Annotated in this window: 12 protein-coding genes and 1 pseudogene; 9 read left to right on the forward strand and 4 right to left on the reverse strand. The window is 42.0% G+C overall.

The genetic code is table 11. From position 1 onward, the window contains the following. Positions 1–171 precede the first annotated feature (171 nt). Positions 172–4,218 carry a hybrid sensor histidine kinase/response regulator transcription factor gene (locus HMPREF0663_RS03660; RefSeq protein WP_004368851.1) on the reverse strand — a complete coding sequence of 1,349 codons (4,047 nt, stop codon included), beginning with the start codon at positions 4,216–4,218 and terminating at the stop codon, positions 172–174. Between the two features lie 232 nt (positions 4,219–4,450). Here HMPREF0663_RS03660 and HMPREF0663_RS03665 point away from each other — a divergent pair, with 232 nt between their 5' ends. Then, positions 4,451–6,247, forward strand: coding sequence for an alpha-L-rhamnosidase-related protein (locus HMPREF0663_RS03665; protein WP_231375166.1), 1,797 nt, complete (start codon positions 4,451–4,453; stop codon positions 6,245–6,247). 1,307 nt (positions 6,248–7,554) lie between these two features. Here the strand turns inward: HMPREF0663_RS03665 and HMPREF0663_RS12165 are convergent. The 3 genes and pseudogenes from HMPREF0663_RS12165 to HMPREF0663_RS12115 all read right to left on the reverse strand — a co-directional run. Further along, positions 7,555–7,921, reverse strand: a pseudogene (locus HMPREF0663_RS12165) (IS982 family transposase); the annotation flags it as partial. A 203-nt stretch (positions 7,922–8,124) separates the two neighbouring features. Then, positions 8,125–8,358, reverse strand: a complete 234-nt coding sequence (locus HMPREF0663_RS12170) for a hypothetical protein (protein WP_234955547.1) — start codon at positions 8,356–8,358, stop codon at positions 8,125–8,127. 160 nt (positions 8,359–8,518) lie between these two features. Further along, positions 8,519–8,686: a hypothetical protein gene (locus HMPREF0663_RS12115; protein ID WP_200795439.1), complete on the reverse strand. Its 168-nt coding sequence runs from the start codon at positions 8,684–8,686 to the stop codon at positions 8,519–8,521. 346 nt (positions 8,687–9,032) lie between these two features. Between HMPREF0663_RS12115 and HMPREF0663_RS12335 the strand changes: the two genes are divergently transcribed. From HMPREF0663_RS12335 to HMPREF0663_RS03715, 8 genes are all read left to right on the forward strand, one after another. After that, entirely contained in the window at positions 9,033–9,236 is a 204-nt protein-coding gene (locus HMPREF0663_RS12335; RefSeq protein WP_374188042.1) for a DUF5131 family protein, read from the forward strand. Between the two features lie 287 nt (positions 9,237–9,523). Beyond that, positions 9,524–9,703, forward strand: a complete 180-nt coding sequence (locus HMPREF0663_RS12175) for a hypothetical protein (RefSeq protein WP_374188043.1) — start codon at positions 9,524–9,526, stop codon at positions 9,701–9,703. Between the two features lie 111 nt (positions 9,704–9,814). Continuing rightward, positions 9,815–10,117 (forward strand): transposase, encoded by a 303-nt coding sequence (locus HMPREF0663_RS12180; protein WP_261794061.1) that lies wholly within the window; start codon positions 9,815–9,817, stop codon positions 10,115–10,117. Between the two features lie 807 nt (positions 10,118–10,924). Further along, positions 10,925–12,148: a site-specific integrase gene (locus HMPREF0663_RS03695; RefSeq protein WP_004368859.1), complete on the forward strand. Its 1,224-nt coding sequence runs from the start codon at positions 10,925–10,927 to the stop codon at positions 12,146–12,148. 170 nt (positions 12,149–12,318) lie between these two features. Next, a complete protein-coding gene (locus tag HMPREF0663_RS03700) occupies positions 12,319–12,534 on the forward strand; it encodes a helix-turn-helix transcriptional regulator (RefSeq protein WP_004368860.1) in 216 nt (71 codons plus the stop codon). Between the two features lies 1 nt (position 12,535). Then, a complete protein-coding gene (locus tag HMPREF0663_RS03705; protein WP_004368861.1) occupies positions 12,536–13,408 on the forward strand; it encodes a DUF4007 family protein in 873 nt (290 codons plus the stop codon). Beyond that, positions 13,392–16,619: a hypothetical protein gene (locus tag HMPREF0663_RS03710; protein ID WP_004368862.1), complete on the forward strand. Its 3,228-nt coding sequence runs from the start codon at positions 13,392–13,394 to the stop codon at positions 16,617–16,619. Before HMPREF0663_RS03705 ends, HMPREF0663_RS03710 begins: the two co-directional genes overlap by 17 nt. Then, on the forward strand, positions 16,616–17,719 hold the full coding sequence (locus HMPREF0663_RS03715; protein WP_004368863.1) for an adenine nucleotide alpha hydrolase family protein: 1,104 nt from the start codon (positions 16,616–16,618) through the stop codon (positions 17,717–17,719). Before HMPREF0663_RS03710 ends, HMPREF0663_RS03715 begins: the two co-directional genes overlap by 4 nt. Positions 17,720–17,728 lie beyond the last annotated feature (9 nt).

Here is a 17,728-nt window from a genome sequence, read left to right on the forward strand (position 1 = left end):
TTCAATTTAAGTTTAAAATCTAATTAAAAAGTATCTTATTCCCTCTCTCATCAAGCTTATATATGAAAGAGAAATAAGATACTTTTTCATATGATTCCATCTATGGGATAAATATACCCAATTATTACTGCAACTTATTGCCTTGATACAAAAGTATGCGCTGGATTCATATCATTTATAGCCGGTAAGATAGTCTTTGGGCGAAATTCCAAAATGCTTCTTGAAACATGATGAGAAGTGCGACTGTGTGCCGAAGCCTACCATGAAGCCTATTTCGTTCAGCGGATACTCCCGCAGTTTTATCAGCTCTACCGAGCGGTTCAACCTGAACACACGCAGAAAGTCATTGGGCATCATACCCGTCAACGACTTCACTTTCCTGTAGAAGTTGGTACGGCTAAAACCCAGGTCACGACCAAGAGTGTTCACATTCAGATCGCTGTCGGCTATGTGCTTGTCAATATAGCTGTTCAGCCTGTCCAGAAAACGCTTGTCGAGGGGGCTCATCTCTGAGTTGATTTTATCCAGTTCCTCCCGTTCCTCCGCCGTATAACCGCCACTGGTGCGGGCTATAAGTTTCTGGTTGTAAGTTGACCGGTGGAAGACATTACCAATCATCGAGAGCAGCAATTCTGGGTTAAACGGTTTGTTGAGATACATGTCAGCACCTTCTTTGTAGCCCTTTATCTTGTCTTTGTCAAGGGTTTTGGCGGTAAGTAGGATGACGGGAATATGGCACAGCATGACGTCTTTCTTGATGGCTCCACAAAGAGCAAAGCCATCCATACGAGGCATCATTACGTCACTGATAACTAAGTCAGGGCCCGACTCCCTTATCCACTCAAGCGCCTCAATACCGTTAGCGGCTGCATCAATGGTATAATGGTCCTGAAGGATATTTCGCAACAGCACTACCATCTCGTTATTGTCTTCTACAACAAGAATACGCTTACGCTCGCCAACGATGAGTTCGTTGGCAGCGTCCGTATCCGTATCGTTGACAAACGGATCATCGCCTGTAAATATGCCGTCCCTCTGCGCCAGAATGCTGTCGGCATCCTTGAAGGTTATCTCGTCAGCCGTGTAAGCCGTCTCGTCTACAGGAATCGTTACAGTGAAGACCATACCCTTTTCGGCTCGGTTGCGGGCCGTGATGGTGCCCTTATGGTTATCTACCAGATGCTTCACGTAGTTCAGTCCCACACCGTTACCCATTATCTTCGAGGTCTCATCCCCCTTTACTAATCTCTTAAAACGATCAAAGATACCGGGCAAGAGCGATTCCTCAACACCGTTACCATCATCTTCTACCTCCAAAACGAGAAAATGCCGCGTAGTACTAGCATCTCCTGATCCAATCAAACGACGCTCCAGCTCTACACTCACGTTAACATGGCCCCCCATGGGAGTATATTTCACGGCGTTGAGAAGTAAATTGTTCAGTATCTTATCCATCTTGTCGGGATCGTAGAACACTACCATTTGCTCGTAGGGACATGTCAGCGATATCGTGATGTTCTTTTCGGCAGCATACAGCTTATAGACATTCACAATGTCGACAATCTGTATGACACAGTCATTATCTGACACACTCAGCTTGAGCGTATCATTCTTCAGCCGGCCGTAGTCTAGAAGTTGGTTTACCAACTTCAGAAGGCGCTCTGAATTCTTGTCTATCAGCGTCAACAGTGACTGGCTCTCGGGGTTATTTATCGTCTTATCCTTCAGAAGAATCTTGATAGGATCATATATCATTGTCAGCGGCGTGCGCAGCTCGTGCGAAATGTTGGTAAAGAAGCTTACCTTCATCTGGGCAAGACGTTTTTCACGCCTTATCTCGTTGCTCTCCATGATGGCACGTTCCTTTTTTAGCTTCAGTCTGATGTACACACGGTTAATCAGGAATAGCACCAAAAAGAACAACGTGATATAAACCATAATAACCCAAGGCGTCATCCACGGACTCGGCAGTACTTTGATTGTCAGCAACGTGTGTTCCCGCTCCCATTCGTCGGCCCCATTCTTTATCTTGACTTTAAACACATAGGTAGCGGCAGGCAGATTGGAATAGCTAGCACGATTATATTCTCCAGTATAGTTCCAGTCCTTATCAAAGCCCTCGAGCTTATAGGCATACTCTATGTTTTTCGGTGTTTCATAAGTTAGGCCGATGAAGTCAATGCTGAACACGTTCTCGTCATGTTTCAGCTCTATCTTACGGGTACGTGAGATATGCCGTGTTAAGATTCCCTTCTCTCCTTCGGTCGAGATGGGCACGCTTTTGTTGAATACCTTCAGGTCGGCCAGCAACACGGGGACGTTACGTGCCGTATTATTGATATTGCGGCACAGCACCTGCGTGACACCGTGGTTGCCACCAAAGAGGATTTCTCCCTCGTCGGTCATACATTCCGATTTCTCGTGATACTGGTCGCCGGCCGTGCCGTCAGTCATGAAATAGGGGCGGACCTTATCAGTAATCAGATTTATCCTGTACAGTCCAAACGAGGAGCTCACCCAAAGGTTGGCCAGTTTATCCTCTTCTATGCCCAGAATATCGTTGCTGCGCAATCCATCCGAATAGCTGAAAACCGCCAATCGGCGCCTCTGAGGATGGTAAACCATGAGACCATTGCCGTAAGTACCTATCACGATACGGTTACCTGATATGCGCTTCATGTTAACCACGTTCTTGAACATGGTCAAATATTTTGGGTCGAGTGCTCGTGTCCTGAGACTGTTTACATCAATATAATAGATATTATCTCCATAGACCGAAAAAAGCATCGTCGATGCTGATAGCGGCACAAGGCATGTAATGTTGTTCGATTTACCTGTAGCCGGCAGAAAACTTTTCTCCATTTGCAAGTCACTGCTGTAGATAGTAATGCCCTTGAACGACGAGCCGGTCCAGATACGACCGCGTGAATCCTCAGCTATGGTAACAATATTGCCAACATCAGCAAACGACTTTTTCAGGCTAAGCGTGCCACCCGTAATATCGAAGACCAACAGACTGTTCTCATTACATACCCAAAGTCTGTTGGAAGAGTCGATGAAAAGAGACTGGATAAAATTTCCGAGCTGCCTGAATATGGCGCTCGTCCGTGAGTTGTACTCCGTGATCGCATGACCGCGCTTGTTATACCTGACAAGCCCACTGTACCGCGTTCCTATCCACAGATTTCCATGATGGTCGTCACGTATGCGAGTCACAAATTTGTCTTTGAGCCCGGCTATGAGGGCCTCGTCGGTGTCGAATATCTTTTTCTGGAAGAGGTATTTCACCCCGTTATTAAACGTTCCCAGCCACAAGTTACCGCTACGGTCGGCATAAGAACACGTCAAATCCATGATACCTGTGTAGAGCGAGGCGTCTGTATTAGGAAAGTGTATGAAGTTGCTCTTGTAGAAGTCAAAGAATTTCAGCTCGTTATCCTTGGTGCCTATTACTACCTTGCCGGGGGCATACCCCTTAATATACTTAACAGACATGTGCATCAGCGCGGGTGGAACAGCCGACGGCAAAAAAGTATAAGTATCCTTGTCAAGGGCCACGAGTCCGTTCTTGGTGCCTAACAGAATATTACAACCCGGTGCCTGATAAATGCTATACACCTCTTTCGTTGCGCCGAAGTCAATCTTCCGACAAAGATTCATGGAGGCATCGAAACACATCACCTCGTTACCGTCACACACCACCCAGATTTGTCCATGCGAGTCGACGATGGCTCTTTGCACCACTTGCCCCTCAAAGTTGATGACCGGCACAAGCCGTCCACTACCCTTCCTCACCTCGTATATGCCGCCATAGCCGTAGGTGTACAGATGCCTGCCGGAGAAAAAGAAACCAAGACAATAGCTTCCCATATGGTGTTTCATGCGATAGTTGGTAAACTGCCAGGTATTCATATCGAACATTGACACCCCGTCACCCGTGGCACACCAAAGGTCCCTGCCATCAAAATAAAGCGCGTTTACGTTGTCAGAACCGATAGAACGAGGTTGCCGCTGCAAGTGATAGAACACATTATAACCCACACCATCATAGCGGCACAGGCCTTTGGCCGTAGCTATCCACATGAACCCCTGGTCGTCCTGCACCAAGTCGTTAACATGCAGGTTCGATATGCTGCTGACCATACGTGACAGCAGAAACTGCGACGCGGCCGACAGAGGGAACAGCACAAGATACAGGATGACAAGGTATTTCTGCATAAATCTTTTCAGATAGGTTTTTCAGTGAACAAAAATACATAAAAATTTCGTGTTTCTTTCATCAATATTCTCGAAAAACACACCCTCTGGGTAATTTTGGAACAAAAGTAAAAATACATGAAACAAATTACAAAATAAATAAATCAATGCTTACATTAAACGGTATAAACGCGAAAGAATGATATGGAAATTATCGTTAATATTGCATTTAGAAATTAAAAAAACAAAAATTTTGAAACCATTTCATCATCTCCTGCTGATAACATATGCCCTGATGCTACCCGCCATGGGTAGGGGCATGCTATCCAACCATGTACTGGACCATGACATAGAAAGTTCCTATAACCTTGTTACCGAACATATCACGCCTCGGCGCGTCCTGTGGGTATCAGACTCTACGGGAAGGAATATCCGCAGAGTCGAAAACCTGACGCGCCCTTTTTCAGGACAGGTATCAGTAGCAGACACGTCCTATACTGTCATGATAAGCCACCGCGAACACAAAGCGGCTATTCTACTCGACTTCGGACGAGAGATACAAGGCGGTATAGAGATTGCATCATCCATTCGCGACACACAGATGCCTGTGTCTCTGAAAGTGCGCTTCGGCGAGTCTGTTACCGAGGCCATGAGTCCCATGACCGACAAAAACAGTGCCTCAAACGACCATGCTCTGCGCGACTTCGTTATTAACGCCCCTTGGCTGGGCACCATACAAGCAGGCAACTCAGGATTCCGCTTTGTTAGCATTGAACTTGAAGACACCGCCATACAGTATAACCTGAAAGCCGTCAGAGCCGTAGCCCACTACCAGAACATTCCTTATCTGGGAAGCTTTGAAACAGATAACCCACAGCTGAACGACATCTGGCGTACTGGCGCATATACCGTTCACCTGTGTATGCAGAAGTACCTCTGGGATGGCATCAAGCGCGACCGTCTCGTGTGGGTAGGAGACCTCCATCCCGAAGTGATGACAGTACTATCAGTCTTCGGACAAAACGACGCCGTAAACCGTAGCCTCGATTTCGCACGTGACGACACGCCACTGCCAGGGTGGATGAATAGCATGTGCTCTTACTCACTTTGGTGGCTCATCATCCAACGCGATCAATATCTCTACCGTGGCAACCTTGACTATCTGAAAGCCCAGCACGCTTATATTAAGGCACTTCTCGGACAGATTTGCCATCTTATTGATAAAAAGGGTAACGAGCACCTTAACGGCACCCGCTTTCTCGACTGGCCCACTTCCGATAACCCCGCAATCATCAACTCGGGCCTCCACTCACTGTGCTACATGGCCGTCAACGCAGGCATCGAGCTAGGACATGCGTTAGCTGACGACGATCTGGTCAGAATGTGTACTGCTACGGCCGCCGACCTGAAGCAAACCAGTCTGCCCAACTGCGACAACAAGGAAGCGGCAGCACTGAAGATAATATCAGGCCTGAGCAAGGGCACCACCGACTGTAATGTCATTCTCAAGGATGGCGCACGCCACTTCTCTACTTTCTATGGCTATTACATGCTGGAGGCGTTGGCCCGTAGCGGAAAATACGATGAAGCCACTGACATCATTACCAAGTACTGGGGCGGCATGCTCAACCTCGGCGCCACCACCTTTTGGGAGGAACTGAACTATGACGACATAGCTCGCGCCGGACGCATTGATGAATTTGTGAACAGCGGGCAGTATGACATTCACGCTGACGGCGGAAACTATTGCTACAAGGGCCTCCGCATGAGCCTTTGCCACGGATGGGCGTCGGGCGTAACTCCCTGGATGACACGTTACATCTTAGGTATCGTGCCTACCGAGCCGGGCTGTCGGGCTGTCACCATAGAGCCCCACCTATGCGGCTGCACGGTAGCCCGGGGTACTTTCCCTACACCACTCGGTATCATTACTGTCAGCCATCGCAAGGATGCCGATGGAACCGTCTACAGCACCATTAAGGCTCCCAAAGGTGTACGCGTCACGCTAAAAAACACCGTGGCCGAAAATGGCTCGTCGCTTACCGAATAACTTTAACATTATATTACAAGGATCTTGAGAATCAGTCCGAAAACTTGTATATCACAAAGGTGAACAACAGCAAGACGGTGAAGACTATCAAGAAATAATCACAGGGGACTGTTATCGGTTCCTGAACAATACGCCAGAAGCCCGAGCTAGAAAACGGCTCTGATTTCTCTTTTTGTTTTTCCATCTGCCCATAAGCATGGCATCAGTAAGCCGACAAAGAGTAAAGTACGAAACACGATCTCCCCTTGCCCCTCCAAAGGCCAGAATACCCCTACACCCTTCCGGAAAGCCCTCTATAACACCATAATAGCGGCTCTATAACACAGAGACCGAGACACAAGCCCACAGACGTCACGATGGTGTAAAGTTGCAGCTCTGGCAACATACAGACCAAAGCCTGACAGTGGAAAAGATTGACAACAATACCGAAAAGATCATAGAATAAAATGTGGCGTAAACATCTTATTATAAAACATTTAAAAACCTTTACGGCGTAATGGTTCTATCATTACGCTGTAAAGGAGCTAAAAGGCGGCCATAAAGACCGTGAACCGTTGAGACGTGCTTCATTACGCTCCTAACCATGTACGTGATGAGGTGATGAGGTAAGGATGTGCGGAGGCGAGAATACAAAGGTCCGTGCCAAAATTATGGGCGTGATAAATCATACCCATATAAACTTACACGTAACAGTATACAGGAATACCATACATCCTCAGGGCCTATTCTACACACTTCCCTTCACTATAAGGATAATAAGTGATTATCTGATAATCACTTTCTTACCGCCAATGATATAAACGCCACAGCTCAGCCTTTGGTATCGGTCTAATTGCCAACAGGAAAGTTCTTATCGAGATACTTCATCATCTCTTTTATCTGGCCGTGCTAACGCACGGCTATTGTTATGGCGCCGCCAAAGATGTTGCCTGATGGATTAATGGTACTTTACTCTTTGTAGTAACCGCGCTTATACTTTGGCTGGAAAGATATTACCTTACCATCGATAGGCGCAGGAATCAGACGGTTCTTCCAGTCGAACTTACCATAAAAAGCCTGCATGAAATAGTTCTAAGCGCTGTTATAGCTTGCTTTACTACTATTAAATATCATATGTTTAGCCTTATAGGTCTAGAAAACGACATTTTTACCCTTAAGTTCCTCGTCAACAAAACGAACGAAGACCATCGTGTATCCAGCGCAGTCTGGGCTCTCACAGAGAGATGGTAACTATAAGGAGGAAACTCTGCGTATAAAGATAAAAATCCTATACAATATTCTGATAGGTATATATAATCCTTCCATTAGATATGGATTCGTTGGTCCTTGCACACACGCAGAAGAATGATATCCACAAAACTGATACCCGTACATCTGCCTAAAAGAACCTTTTTGATGAACAACGCCAAAGGAATGACGACCTCTCTTTCGAGTTCTACAAAGCGATTGTAAGAGACAACTATGGGAACAGATGGCACAGATGATAATAGACTTTATCCGTATAGAAATGTTTCAAACAACGGTAACCGGAATCGTGTAAAAGGATCATGATCAGTATAATTTCTGCATTAGACATCGTGGAATCACGATGAAAACTCCACTTGTTATGAAGTTTCAGGGTATATTTATTTTGCCATCATGGCACCCAAAAAACTTGCAAAAGTCATCTACTATACATGTAAATTCTGTAACTTAACCCTCGGTGATCATAGCGATTATTTTTTGTAATCCTTGGTTTTAGTACCAAAAAGAGACCTAAAAACAGTTCCTTTCTCCTCGCTGATACCTTTGTGCAAGTTCTGTTTAGCTTTTAATTCAACATTAAAAACTTCAAACTCATTGCTGGTATTTGGGATATTTAATTCAGAATAATCATACTATGCCCACAACCACGGCATATCTCTTTTAAAACTTTGGCATGCGCTGTGTGTATTCTTGCGTACATAGTGCGTCTTTCCATCGCAATCCACAACCCGTTCCTTGATGAGCCACGCATTTAAAGTGCCGATGAAGGATTTCCTATCTGTGTGACAGAGTGTCTTTGTGATGGTGAACAGTTCTTGAGAAGCCGGGAGGTTGGAATGCAGTGTGAACTTAGTTTTTATCCTCATTAACTGATGAGACTAGCAATGCTGGAACTTGTAGGGTAAGAACTGTACCCTTAGCCCTTTAAGACGATTACTGACGACGCCTTGTATCTCGTATCCGCAAGTCATCAGATAGTCGATACTTTGGTAATTGTCTACAAGTATTTCCTTCTTCGAGATAAACTTATACTAAAGCATGCGACCTGAAAATGACTACACCAAAGTAACGACTCCAATACGTAACGCCCATCAAAACAAAGGCTTTGCCCAGCTTGGCAAGGGAGAGATTCTTCATAGGTTGACGAGAGATAACGGTGAAAATGGTACGGCAGAAAACGCTGGACTTCTCCACAAGGTCACCCCCGTGGAATTGTCAAACCCAAACGCTGCATTAACCTCCTCGCTGCAGAGTCGATAACGACCAATAAAGTACCGATTTCAATCCTTATAACGCTACCGTTGACGAATATTCTCACGCCTTTTCCTAACCATACGTTTTGAACCGCAATAAAAGCAGATTCTTTGGCATAAAACAATAAATATCACAAAACTACTATAAACAAAAGACACTTGAGATGTTTCAGATATCTTTCTGACACTTAAGTATAATCCTTTGTATTTTAGCAACATAAAGTTACAACAATTTTCGCTAATCACCAAATATACAGATACTTATAATCCGTCTAACTCACATTAAAATAAATTTAAAGGGTATTGATCGGGCTACTGTTGGGGGAGAATGTAACACTCTAGCTCAACTGATGAGGAAAGAATGGGTAGTAAAACTAAAAGAACAAGTAGAAAAGCAGGGTACAACATTCTTTTTTAAGCAGTGGGGAATATGGGAAAGTGATAGTATTAAATACAATAAACACGTAAATAGAAAGATGCTTTATGAGTAAATAATTCAAGAAATGTCAAATGATAAGTAAGCAAAATTAGTTTATATAAAATATTTATTGGCAAATTTCATCTTTCTATTGTGGAAAAACCAAAAGTATTGAGTTAACAGAGACGAAACATTTCTCATTCGCGAAAGGATTTTTCCGGCAAGAAACATTGTTTTCGTATATGCTGTCGAGCAATTCTTCTGAAAGCCGAAAGTCTATCCTCATCGGCAGTTGGGTTACAAACAGGCATGAGTCTTACCAATGTAAACACATGGCTAAAGCGTTTCAAAGCCGAGGGCATGGAAGGGGTGAGAAAACGTTCAGAACAGGAACGCAAGCCTATAATGGATTGCTCGAACAAGGATACTGTCCGTCATGCGATAGAACAAGACAGACAGAGCGTGAGCAAGACAAGGGCAGCATGGGAGCAGGCAAAGAAGCGAGCGGCTCAACTTTCAAACGCTTTTTATCCACATTAACGCAAGATATAAGTGAATAAGAAACGTCCAAGGGGAGTACCTTCTCCACAACTCTATGAACACACAGTCGAGAAGTTGCAAGAACTTGAGAGCTAGGCATTCGAAAGACGAATAAAGCTATATTATGCAGATGAAAGCCACATATGTATCGAAGCATACGTTCCTTATGGCTGTCAACTGAAGGGGGAAGAAGTTTATATTCTATCCCATAGAGTAGTGTATCTCAACATTTTTGGAATGATAAAGTATGACAATCATTACAAAGGTTTTACTACATTTAAAAAAATGACGGCAGTTAAATTTGTCTGCTTCTTTGACGAGCTTTCTTTCGATTTAGAGATGGACACGTTTGTCGTTCTTGACAACGTCACTATTCATAGAAACAAGAAAATCAAGGAGCCTCGAGCCATTTAGGAGAAAACAGGGCTTTTTCTCTTTTACCTTCCACCATATTATCCGCAATTGAACATTGCCGAGACTCTTTGACGAATACTCAAGAGGAAATGGATTAAACCGCAAGACTATGAAACCTCCGACATGTTTTTCTATACCACCAACAGAATATTAGAAGACATCGGTAAAGGGTTACATATAAACTTCTCTAAACATGTTACTTAATTTTGATTAGCTACCTAAGTAATTATACAATAAAAATCACAGGTCGTCTCTTTATTATAGCAAAGATTGCCGACTGTAAACAATTTGGGAACAGTTGCAAAAAGAGAAAAAGCTAAATGTTGAAAAACAATCACTTAGTTTTTACTTGGTACCCAAACTCGATAAAGTACCCAGCAAACAAAGTGTACCCAAAAGAATATAAGTGCAAGATAATCAGAGGTAGCCAAAAGGGTATATTAACCCTTGGTTTCATAAAAAAGATTATATTTTGCCGTTTTGGGCTACCCTTTGGCTACCCGGAAAATAAAAAAGTGCTGTAAACTGTTGATTTACAGCACTTAATTTGTACCCAGACCCGGTACAATGCCGTGAAAACAAGAGAAATTAAAAGAATATATTGTGTTGATAATCATCAATTTACAATTTTCTTGTATTTGCTGATTTTGCTCATTTTTGCCTGTTTTTTTGTCATAAAGTACACTTTTAGTACACTTTGATATTCGGAACTTTTTAGTATCTTTGCAAAATAAGAAAACATCTGAAAATAAATGAGTTAATAATTTTAGTCGGTTTGATACGCATTTAGGTACATAACTATCAATTATGGCAAAATTAGAAAATAAAGCAAAGGAAAACCCGAAATTGGAGCAAAATGTGTTGTCTGATGGTCGGATAAGTCTGTATCTGGAGTATTATCTTGGTAGGGAAGAAACACCGGTTTTAGACGAAAACGGCAATCCCGTTTTGTATGAAACAGGCAAGATGATGGGTAAGCCCAAGGTACACATTAAGCACAACAGGCGAAAAGAAAATTTGCAGTTGTACCTGATCGCTAAGCCTCGTACTCCAGCGGAACGGCAACAGAACAAAGAAACACTCGAACTGGCTGCCAAGATTCGTGCAGAGCGTGAACAGGAGTTTAAGGAGAGCATGCTCGGCTATCGGTTGAAGAAGGATAGGAATATCAATTTCTTGGACTATTATCAGGCGTACATTGACAGTTACACCAAGAAAGACCTGCGAATGATAAAGATAGCCTTGAATCGTTTTAAGGATTTTCTGAAAGAGCAATACCCACTCTATGAGTTTAGCATTAAGCCCGACTTGATAACCAAGGATATGATGGAACAATTTGTGGAGTATCTGCAATCACGAAGTGTTGGTGAAGGAGCAAAGAGCATCTATCAGCGTTTTAAGAAGGTTGTGCGATATGCAATCGACCACGAAGTGATGTTGAAAGACCCTTGTAAGGGTGTGGTGTGTAAGGTAGATGAACAGATTTTACGCAAAGATGTGTTGTCAATGGATGAGATTCAAACCTTGATACAATGTCATTACGAAAACGAAAATCCCAATGTAAGGCGAGCATTTATCTTCTGTCTGTATTGTGGTCTGCGTTTCTGCGATGTGAAAGACCTAACTTATAAGAACATTGATTATACCAACCGCCTATTGAAGTTTGAGCAGAACAAGACTAAAGGGCATTCGGCACATAGTGGTGTCGTCATTCCTTTGAACGATGGTTTACTGTCATTGATTGGTGACGCACCTGACGATTTGAATTCCTCCATTTTCAATCTTCCCTCGTATGAGAGTTGTTGCAAATCGGTAAAACGATGGGTGAAGCGTGCAGGTATTAACAAACACATCAGCTGGCATTGTGCCCGCCATAGCTTTGCAGTAAATATCCTGAATAATGGTGCGAACATCAAGACTGTTGCCAGTCTATTGGGGCATAGCGGATTGAAGCATACCGAGAAATACACCCGTGCAGTGGATAAGCTAAAGTCGGAAGCGATAAATAGTTTACCAGAATTAAAAATGTAGGACTTGATTTATATGGTCTATTCTTAGTCCAAATCTTTTCTAATTGTAATCAGACAGACATGATGAGGAAAACGCCAATTTAGTGATATTTTTGGCTAAACAAAGCCATATTTTGCATTATCTTCAAAAAAATGTGTACTTTTGTATTTATAACAAATCTATAATCCATTATGGACAAAGATATTAATCGCATAAAAGTAGTGCTAGCAGAAAAGAAAAGGACAAATAAATGGTTGGCTGAACAACTTGGATGTGCACCTACTACAGTATCTAAGTGGTGTACCAATGCTTGCCAACCACCTATGGAGACATATCTGAAAATAGCCAAGCTGCTCGAAGTAGATATAGCCGAGTTGCTTAACAAAGAATATTTCAAATCAATATAGTATGGCAACAATCAGTAATAAATATATATTCTCAGGGCATGAATCTTTCCCTTGCAAAAGCCTATGGCTGAAAAAAGGATATGATTTCATAGTCCATGGAAATAATTTCAGCTCCCCTGATGCGGTAATACAATTAGGTGTCGGGAAGAATATGGTTTCTTCTATTCGTTATTGGCTCGGTGTTTTTAGTATATGTGATGGAGACCAGCCAACATGGTTAGGAAACTATCTGTTTAATGAGAATTATGGAAAGGACAAGTACATTGAGGATATGGCAACTCTATGGCTTTTGCACTTTAATCTTGTATTTTTAAGAAAAGCTTCACTATATAACATGTTATTTTGTGGGCTGCAAAAAGAACGCTCTACTTTTGAAAAAGGTATTGTGATGACATATGCGAGATTGAAACTGGCAGAAGTAGGAAAGCTATCAGCATATAACGAAAGTACAATGGGAAAAGACGTAGGAGTTTTCTTGCAAAACTATGCTTTGCCCCGTAAGCCGCAATCCAATGAGGACTTTTCTTCTCTTCTGATAGACCTTGACTTGATTCGCCTAAATTCAGAAAGTAAGGGGTACTACTTTAATGTAGACGGTAAGCGTGAGGTAACAAAGGAGATCTTTCTGTATGGTTTACTAAAATTGAAGGAGCTGGAGGATGACAACAGCTTACCCTTTGATACCATACAAGAAAGAGTAGGCCTAGTCTTCTGTATGCAGAACTTCGAGACAATAGAGATGTTGAAACAACTGGCCAATGAGTACAATCATTTTTTCGTGTATAGTGATGTGGCTGGTATCAAGCAAGTTCAGTTTATTAAGGACTTGGATATAAAACAGGTATTAGACAATTATTATGGTAAAGACATTTAGTTTATCTGCAAACATTGAAAACGGTTTTGCTGAAGGAATGCAATACCTGGTGACACCTAACGCTCAGAATGCAATTCACAATATTGTGAACGACTTCAAGTCTGGTATTCATTCTTTCACGATTATAGGCTCGTACGGAACAGGAAAATCGAGCTTTCTACTGGCATTAGAATCTGATTTGAAGAAGATAGCCAAGCAGAACTATCTATTGGATGCTAGAATTCTATCAGATGCGAAGTCATTCGAGATTATGAATATTGTTGGCGACTATACTGAGATGTCAACACTTCTCAGTAACGCTCTAAATGTGGAGGGCAATACCAACAGTATTCTTGATAACCTGAAGAATCATTATAATCAATGTCAGAAGGAAGGCAAATTCCTGATAATAGTTGTAGATGAGTTCGGCAAGGTATTGGAACATGCTGCCAAAAATAACCCTGAGACGGAGCTGTATTTCTTACAGAAGTTGTCCGAGTTGGTCAATGTACCGACTCGTCAGATGATGCTTCTCACTGTGCTCCATCAAAATTTTGGTGCTTATGCCAAAGGATTGACAGAAACACAGACAAACGAGTGGATTAAAGTAAAAGGCCGCTTCAAGGAAATTACCTTTGTAGAGCCTGTAGAGCAGTTGCTACAACTGGCATCAAAACAGCTAAAGGAAGAAAGGAAGATAAACGATGCGAATAATATTGAACCACTATATAGGTTAGCCAAAGAAACAGGATATGTGTCTAACGATTTTCCTTTGGAAACTGCTAAGCAGCTATTTCCGTTGGATTCGTTCTCAGCCTACACTATTACAACAGCTATTCAGCGATATGGTCAGAATGAGCGTTCTCTTTTCACTTTCTTAGCAGCGAAAGGAAGCAATTCTATTTCCGAATTTGAACCCGTAAAGCAATTAACATATAATCTTCAGAAAGTTTATGACTATATACTATATAATTTCTATTCCTATCTAAAAGATGCCAATGCTGACTCAATGAGCTGGAGCACCATTCAAGTATCTATAGAGCGAGTAGAAGGTCAAGAATGGGACAGCAAGAAAGAGATGTCTCAAGCTGTGAATCTGGTGAAAGCCATTGGCTTGTTGAACCTTTTTGGTACAGCAGGATTTAAGCTGACAGCAGAACACATAGCGACCTACGCTAAGGAAGCCATGGCTATCGACAATGCCAAGGCAATCATACAGAAGCTGACTGCCAAGAAAATAGTTCGATATGCTGTCTACAAAGAACGCCTGATGTTGTTCGAAGGTACAGATGTTGACCTTGAAGCAGAAATACGTAAAGCAGGTTTGATAGTTCCTCGTCCTGTGACCTTTGTTGATGAGCTGAATGTATTTTTCAACAAGCGTATCTCCCAGGTTAAAGCTCACTTCTTTCAGAAAGGCACCCCACGATTCTTTGAATACATGATTTGTGAAGAGCCTCAGGATATTGTTCCTACTGGCGATACAGACGGCTTCATTGAACTAATTATCTCCACGCACAAGAATGTTTTGACAGAAATCAAAAGATTAAGCTTAGAAACAGATCATGCACTTGTCTTTGCTTATTTTACCAATACGAAGGATATCGTCGACCACCTCTACAACATCAAGAAGTATATATATCTGTTGGAGCATGTTTTAGATAAGAGCGACAGGGTGGCTGTAAAAGAAATTCAAAAGTTGAGAGAGTATGAGGAGGCCTTGCTTAATAAGACAATCAACGACAACCTTTTCTCCTATAAAAATTGTGTGGTATGGGTGTTTGGAGGTAAAGAGCAGAAAGTGAATTCACATCGTGATTTTAACCAGTTGCTGTCGAAGGTTTGCAATGAAGTCTACGGTAAGACACCTGTGATGGTTAATGAACTATTCAACAGGCATAAGCTTAGTGGCGCGATTACTCAAGCGAGGAAAAGTTATCTAACATACTTGACGGAGCACTATTCTGAAGACAGAATTGGATTTCCTGAGAACAAATTTCCACCAGAAAAGACAATTTATTTTTCTTTACTTTTGAACACGGGGCTTCATCAAAATGGCGGCTTTGCAGACTCGCCTACTAATAAAGGCTTTATGCCTCTGTGGGAAGCCTGCGAAGAGTTTCTGCAGAGTACGGAAAACAAAGCAAGAAAAGTGTCTGAACTCATCAAGATTCTTTCCACCCAGCCCTATAAATTAAAACATGGATTCCTCGAATTTTGGATTCCAACTTATTTGTTTATCAAGCGTCAGGATTTTGCACTCTATGATGCATCAAGGGGAGCTTTTATACCAAATGTGAACATGGAGTTTTTCGATTTGCTGCAAAAGCATCCGGGTGACTTTGAGGTTAAGAAGTTTGCTATTGATGGTGTAAAGTTGGGATTTTTCAATCAGTATCGGCGCTTCATTAATCTTGGAGAAGAATTTTCTATAACCAACTCCAGCTTCATCGAAACCATCAAGCCTTTTTTAAATTTCTATATGCGGCTGAATGATTATACCAAGCATACTCGCAAATTTAACCACGAGTCAACCATGAAATTCCGTGATGTGCTGGCAAAAGCAAAAGATCCAGAAAAAGCATTCTTCAATGATTTGCCAGAAGCTTTGGGATTTGACCATGCGAAATTGAAACATGAAGAGTTTATTCGTGAATATGGTAATATAATCCAGCGTGCTATCAGAGAATTGCGTTCTTGCTATACGCAGTTGATAGACCGCATAGAAGAAAGATTAGTGGATAAATTTGGTTTGCAAAGCTACGAATACAGTGAGTACATTTTAGAAGTTCGCAAGAGATTAACCAATGTCAAGGTCTATCTACTGACAGACAAACAGCGTGAATTCTACCATCATGTGATGACAGAATACGACAACCGAACCCTATGGTACCAGTCTATATGTTATACCATACTTGAGCAGCGTCTTGATGCGCTCAGAGATGAACAAGAAGACAAGCTCGTAGATGACCTCATCTATTTGTTCCGTGAGTGCGAAAAGTATGCAGATATTTCCAAGAAGGTTGACGATACAGACAAGAATGAGGCCTACTCTTTTGACATGGTTACAAACAATGGTACTAACATTAGGACACAAACTTACGTGCTTCCTGAGAAAGATAAAACGAAAGCTGACAAACTGGAGAAAAAGATTAGTCAGCTGTTATCTGGTGATAGCAATGTAGATATTTGTACATTGCTGTCAATATTGAACAAAAAGATGAATAAATGATAAAAGTAAGACATATATTAGGCATATCAGGCGGTAAAGATAGTGCAGCTCTCGCCATCTATCTGAAAAAAACATACCCATTGCTAAAGATTGAATACTACAATTCAGATACAGGTTGCGAATTGGCAGAAACAGAAGCACTAATTAATCGTTTGGAAGCTTACTTGGGGAAAATTGAACGGTTAAGGGCCGCGGAGGACAGTCCGGAGCCAACGCCATTCCATCACTTTTTGAAAGCTATGGGGGGATTTCTTCCTTCACCACAAGCTCGCTGGTGTACTAAGAAAATGAAACTGGATAAGTTTGAAGAATACGTAGGAAGTGATTATGCTGTTTCATATGTTGGTATCCGTGGCGATGAGGATAGAGACGGTTATATCTCATCGAAGCCCAATATTCAGGCCGTATTCCCATTCCGTAAGAATATATGGAGTATAGATGTTATTAATAAATTCCTACACCATGAGAATTTGGATCAGATAGTTGACATATACGAGAGATTATGTCCAAAAGGATTCCTGCGGGACGAGATTATTGAGATAGTGAAGAGACCTGTCGCTAAGCAGTTCTATTACTCGAAGAAAATGAATACTTTACTTGACTACGACGTAAAGTTGTTTAATCATGCTGTCTTTGAATTCCTGAGAACTACTGATTATCCGGTGGGTAAACTTGACAAATTCCCACTCCTTGACAATACGGATGTGTTAGTAAAAGAAGACATTTTCCGTTTATTGAAAGAGAGTGGTGTGGGTGTTCCTGCCTACTACGAGGAAATCCCTTTCGAGGTAGATGGCGAAAAAGGCACTTATTGCCGTAGTCGTTCTGGTTGTTACTTCTGTTTTTTCCAGCAAAAGATAGAGTGGGTCTGGCTCTATGAGCAACATCCTGATTTATTCAAGAAAGCAATGGAATTTGAGAAAGATGGATATACATGGAATCAGAACGAAAGCCTTGCTGATTTGATAAAGCCTGAGCGAATCCGTCAAATTAAACTTGATATCATCAAGCGACAAAAAGAGAATTGTGCCAACCACAAGGGCACTACTCTTGTGGATATTTTGGGTGACGATATAATGTGTACGAATTGTTTCATATAATTTAAAGTG

Origin of the sequence: Hoylesella oralis ATCC 33269 (assembly GCF_000185145.2) — a bacterium.
GTDB lineage: Bacteria > Bacteroidota > Bacteroidia > Bacteroidales > Bacteroidaceae > Prevotella > Prevotella phocaeensis.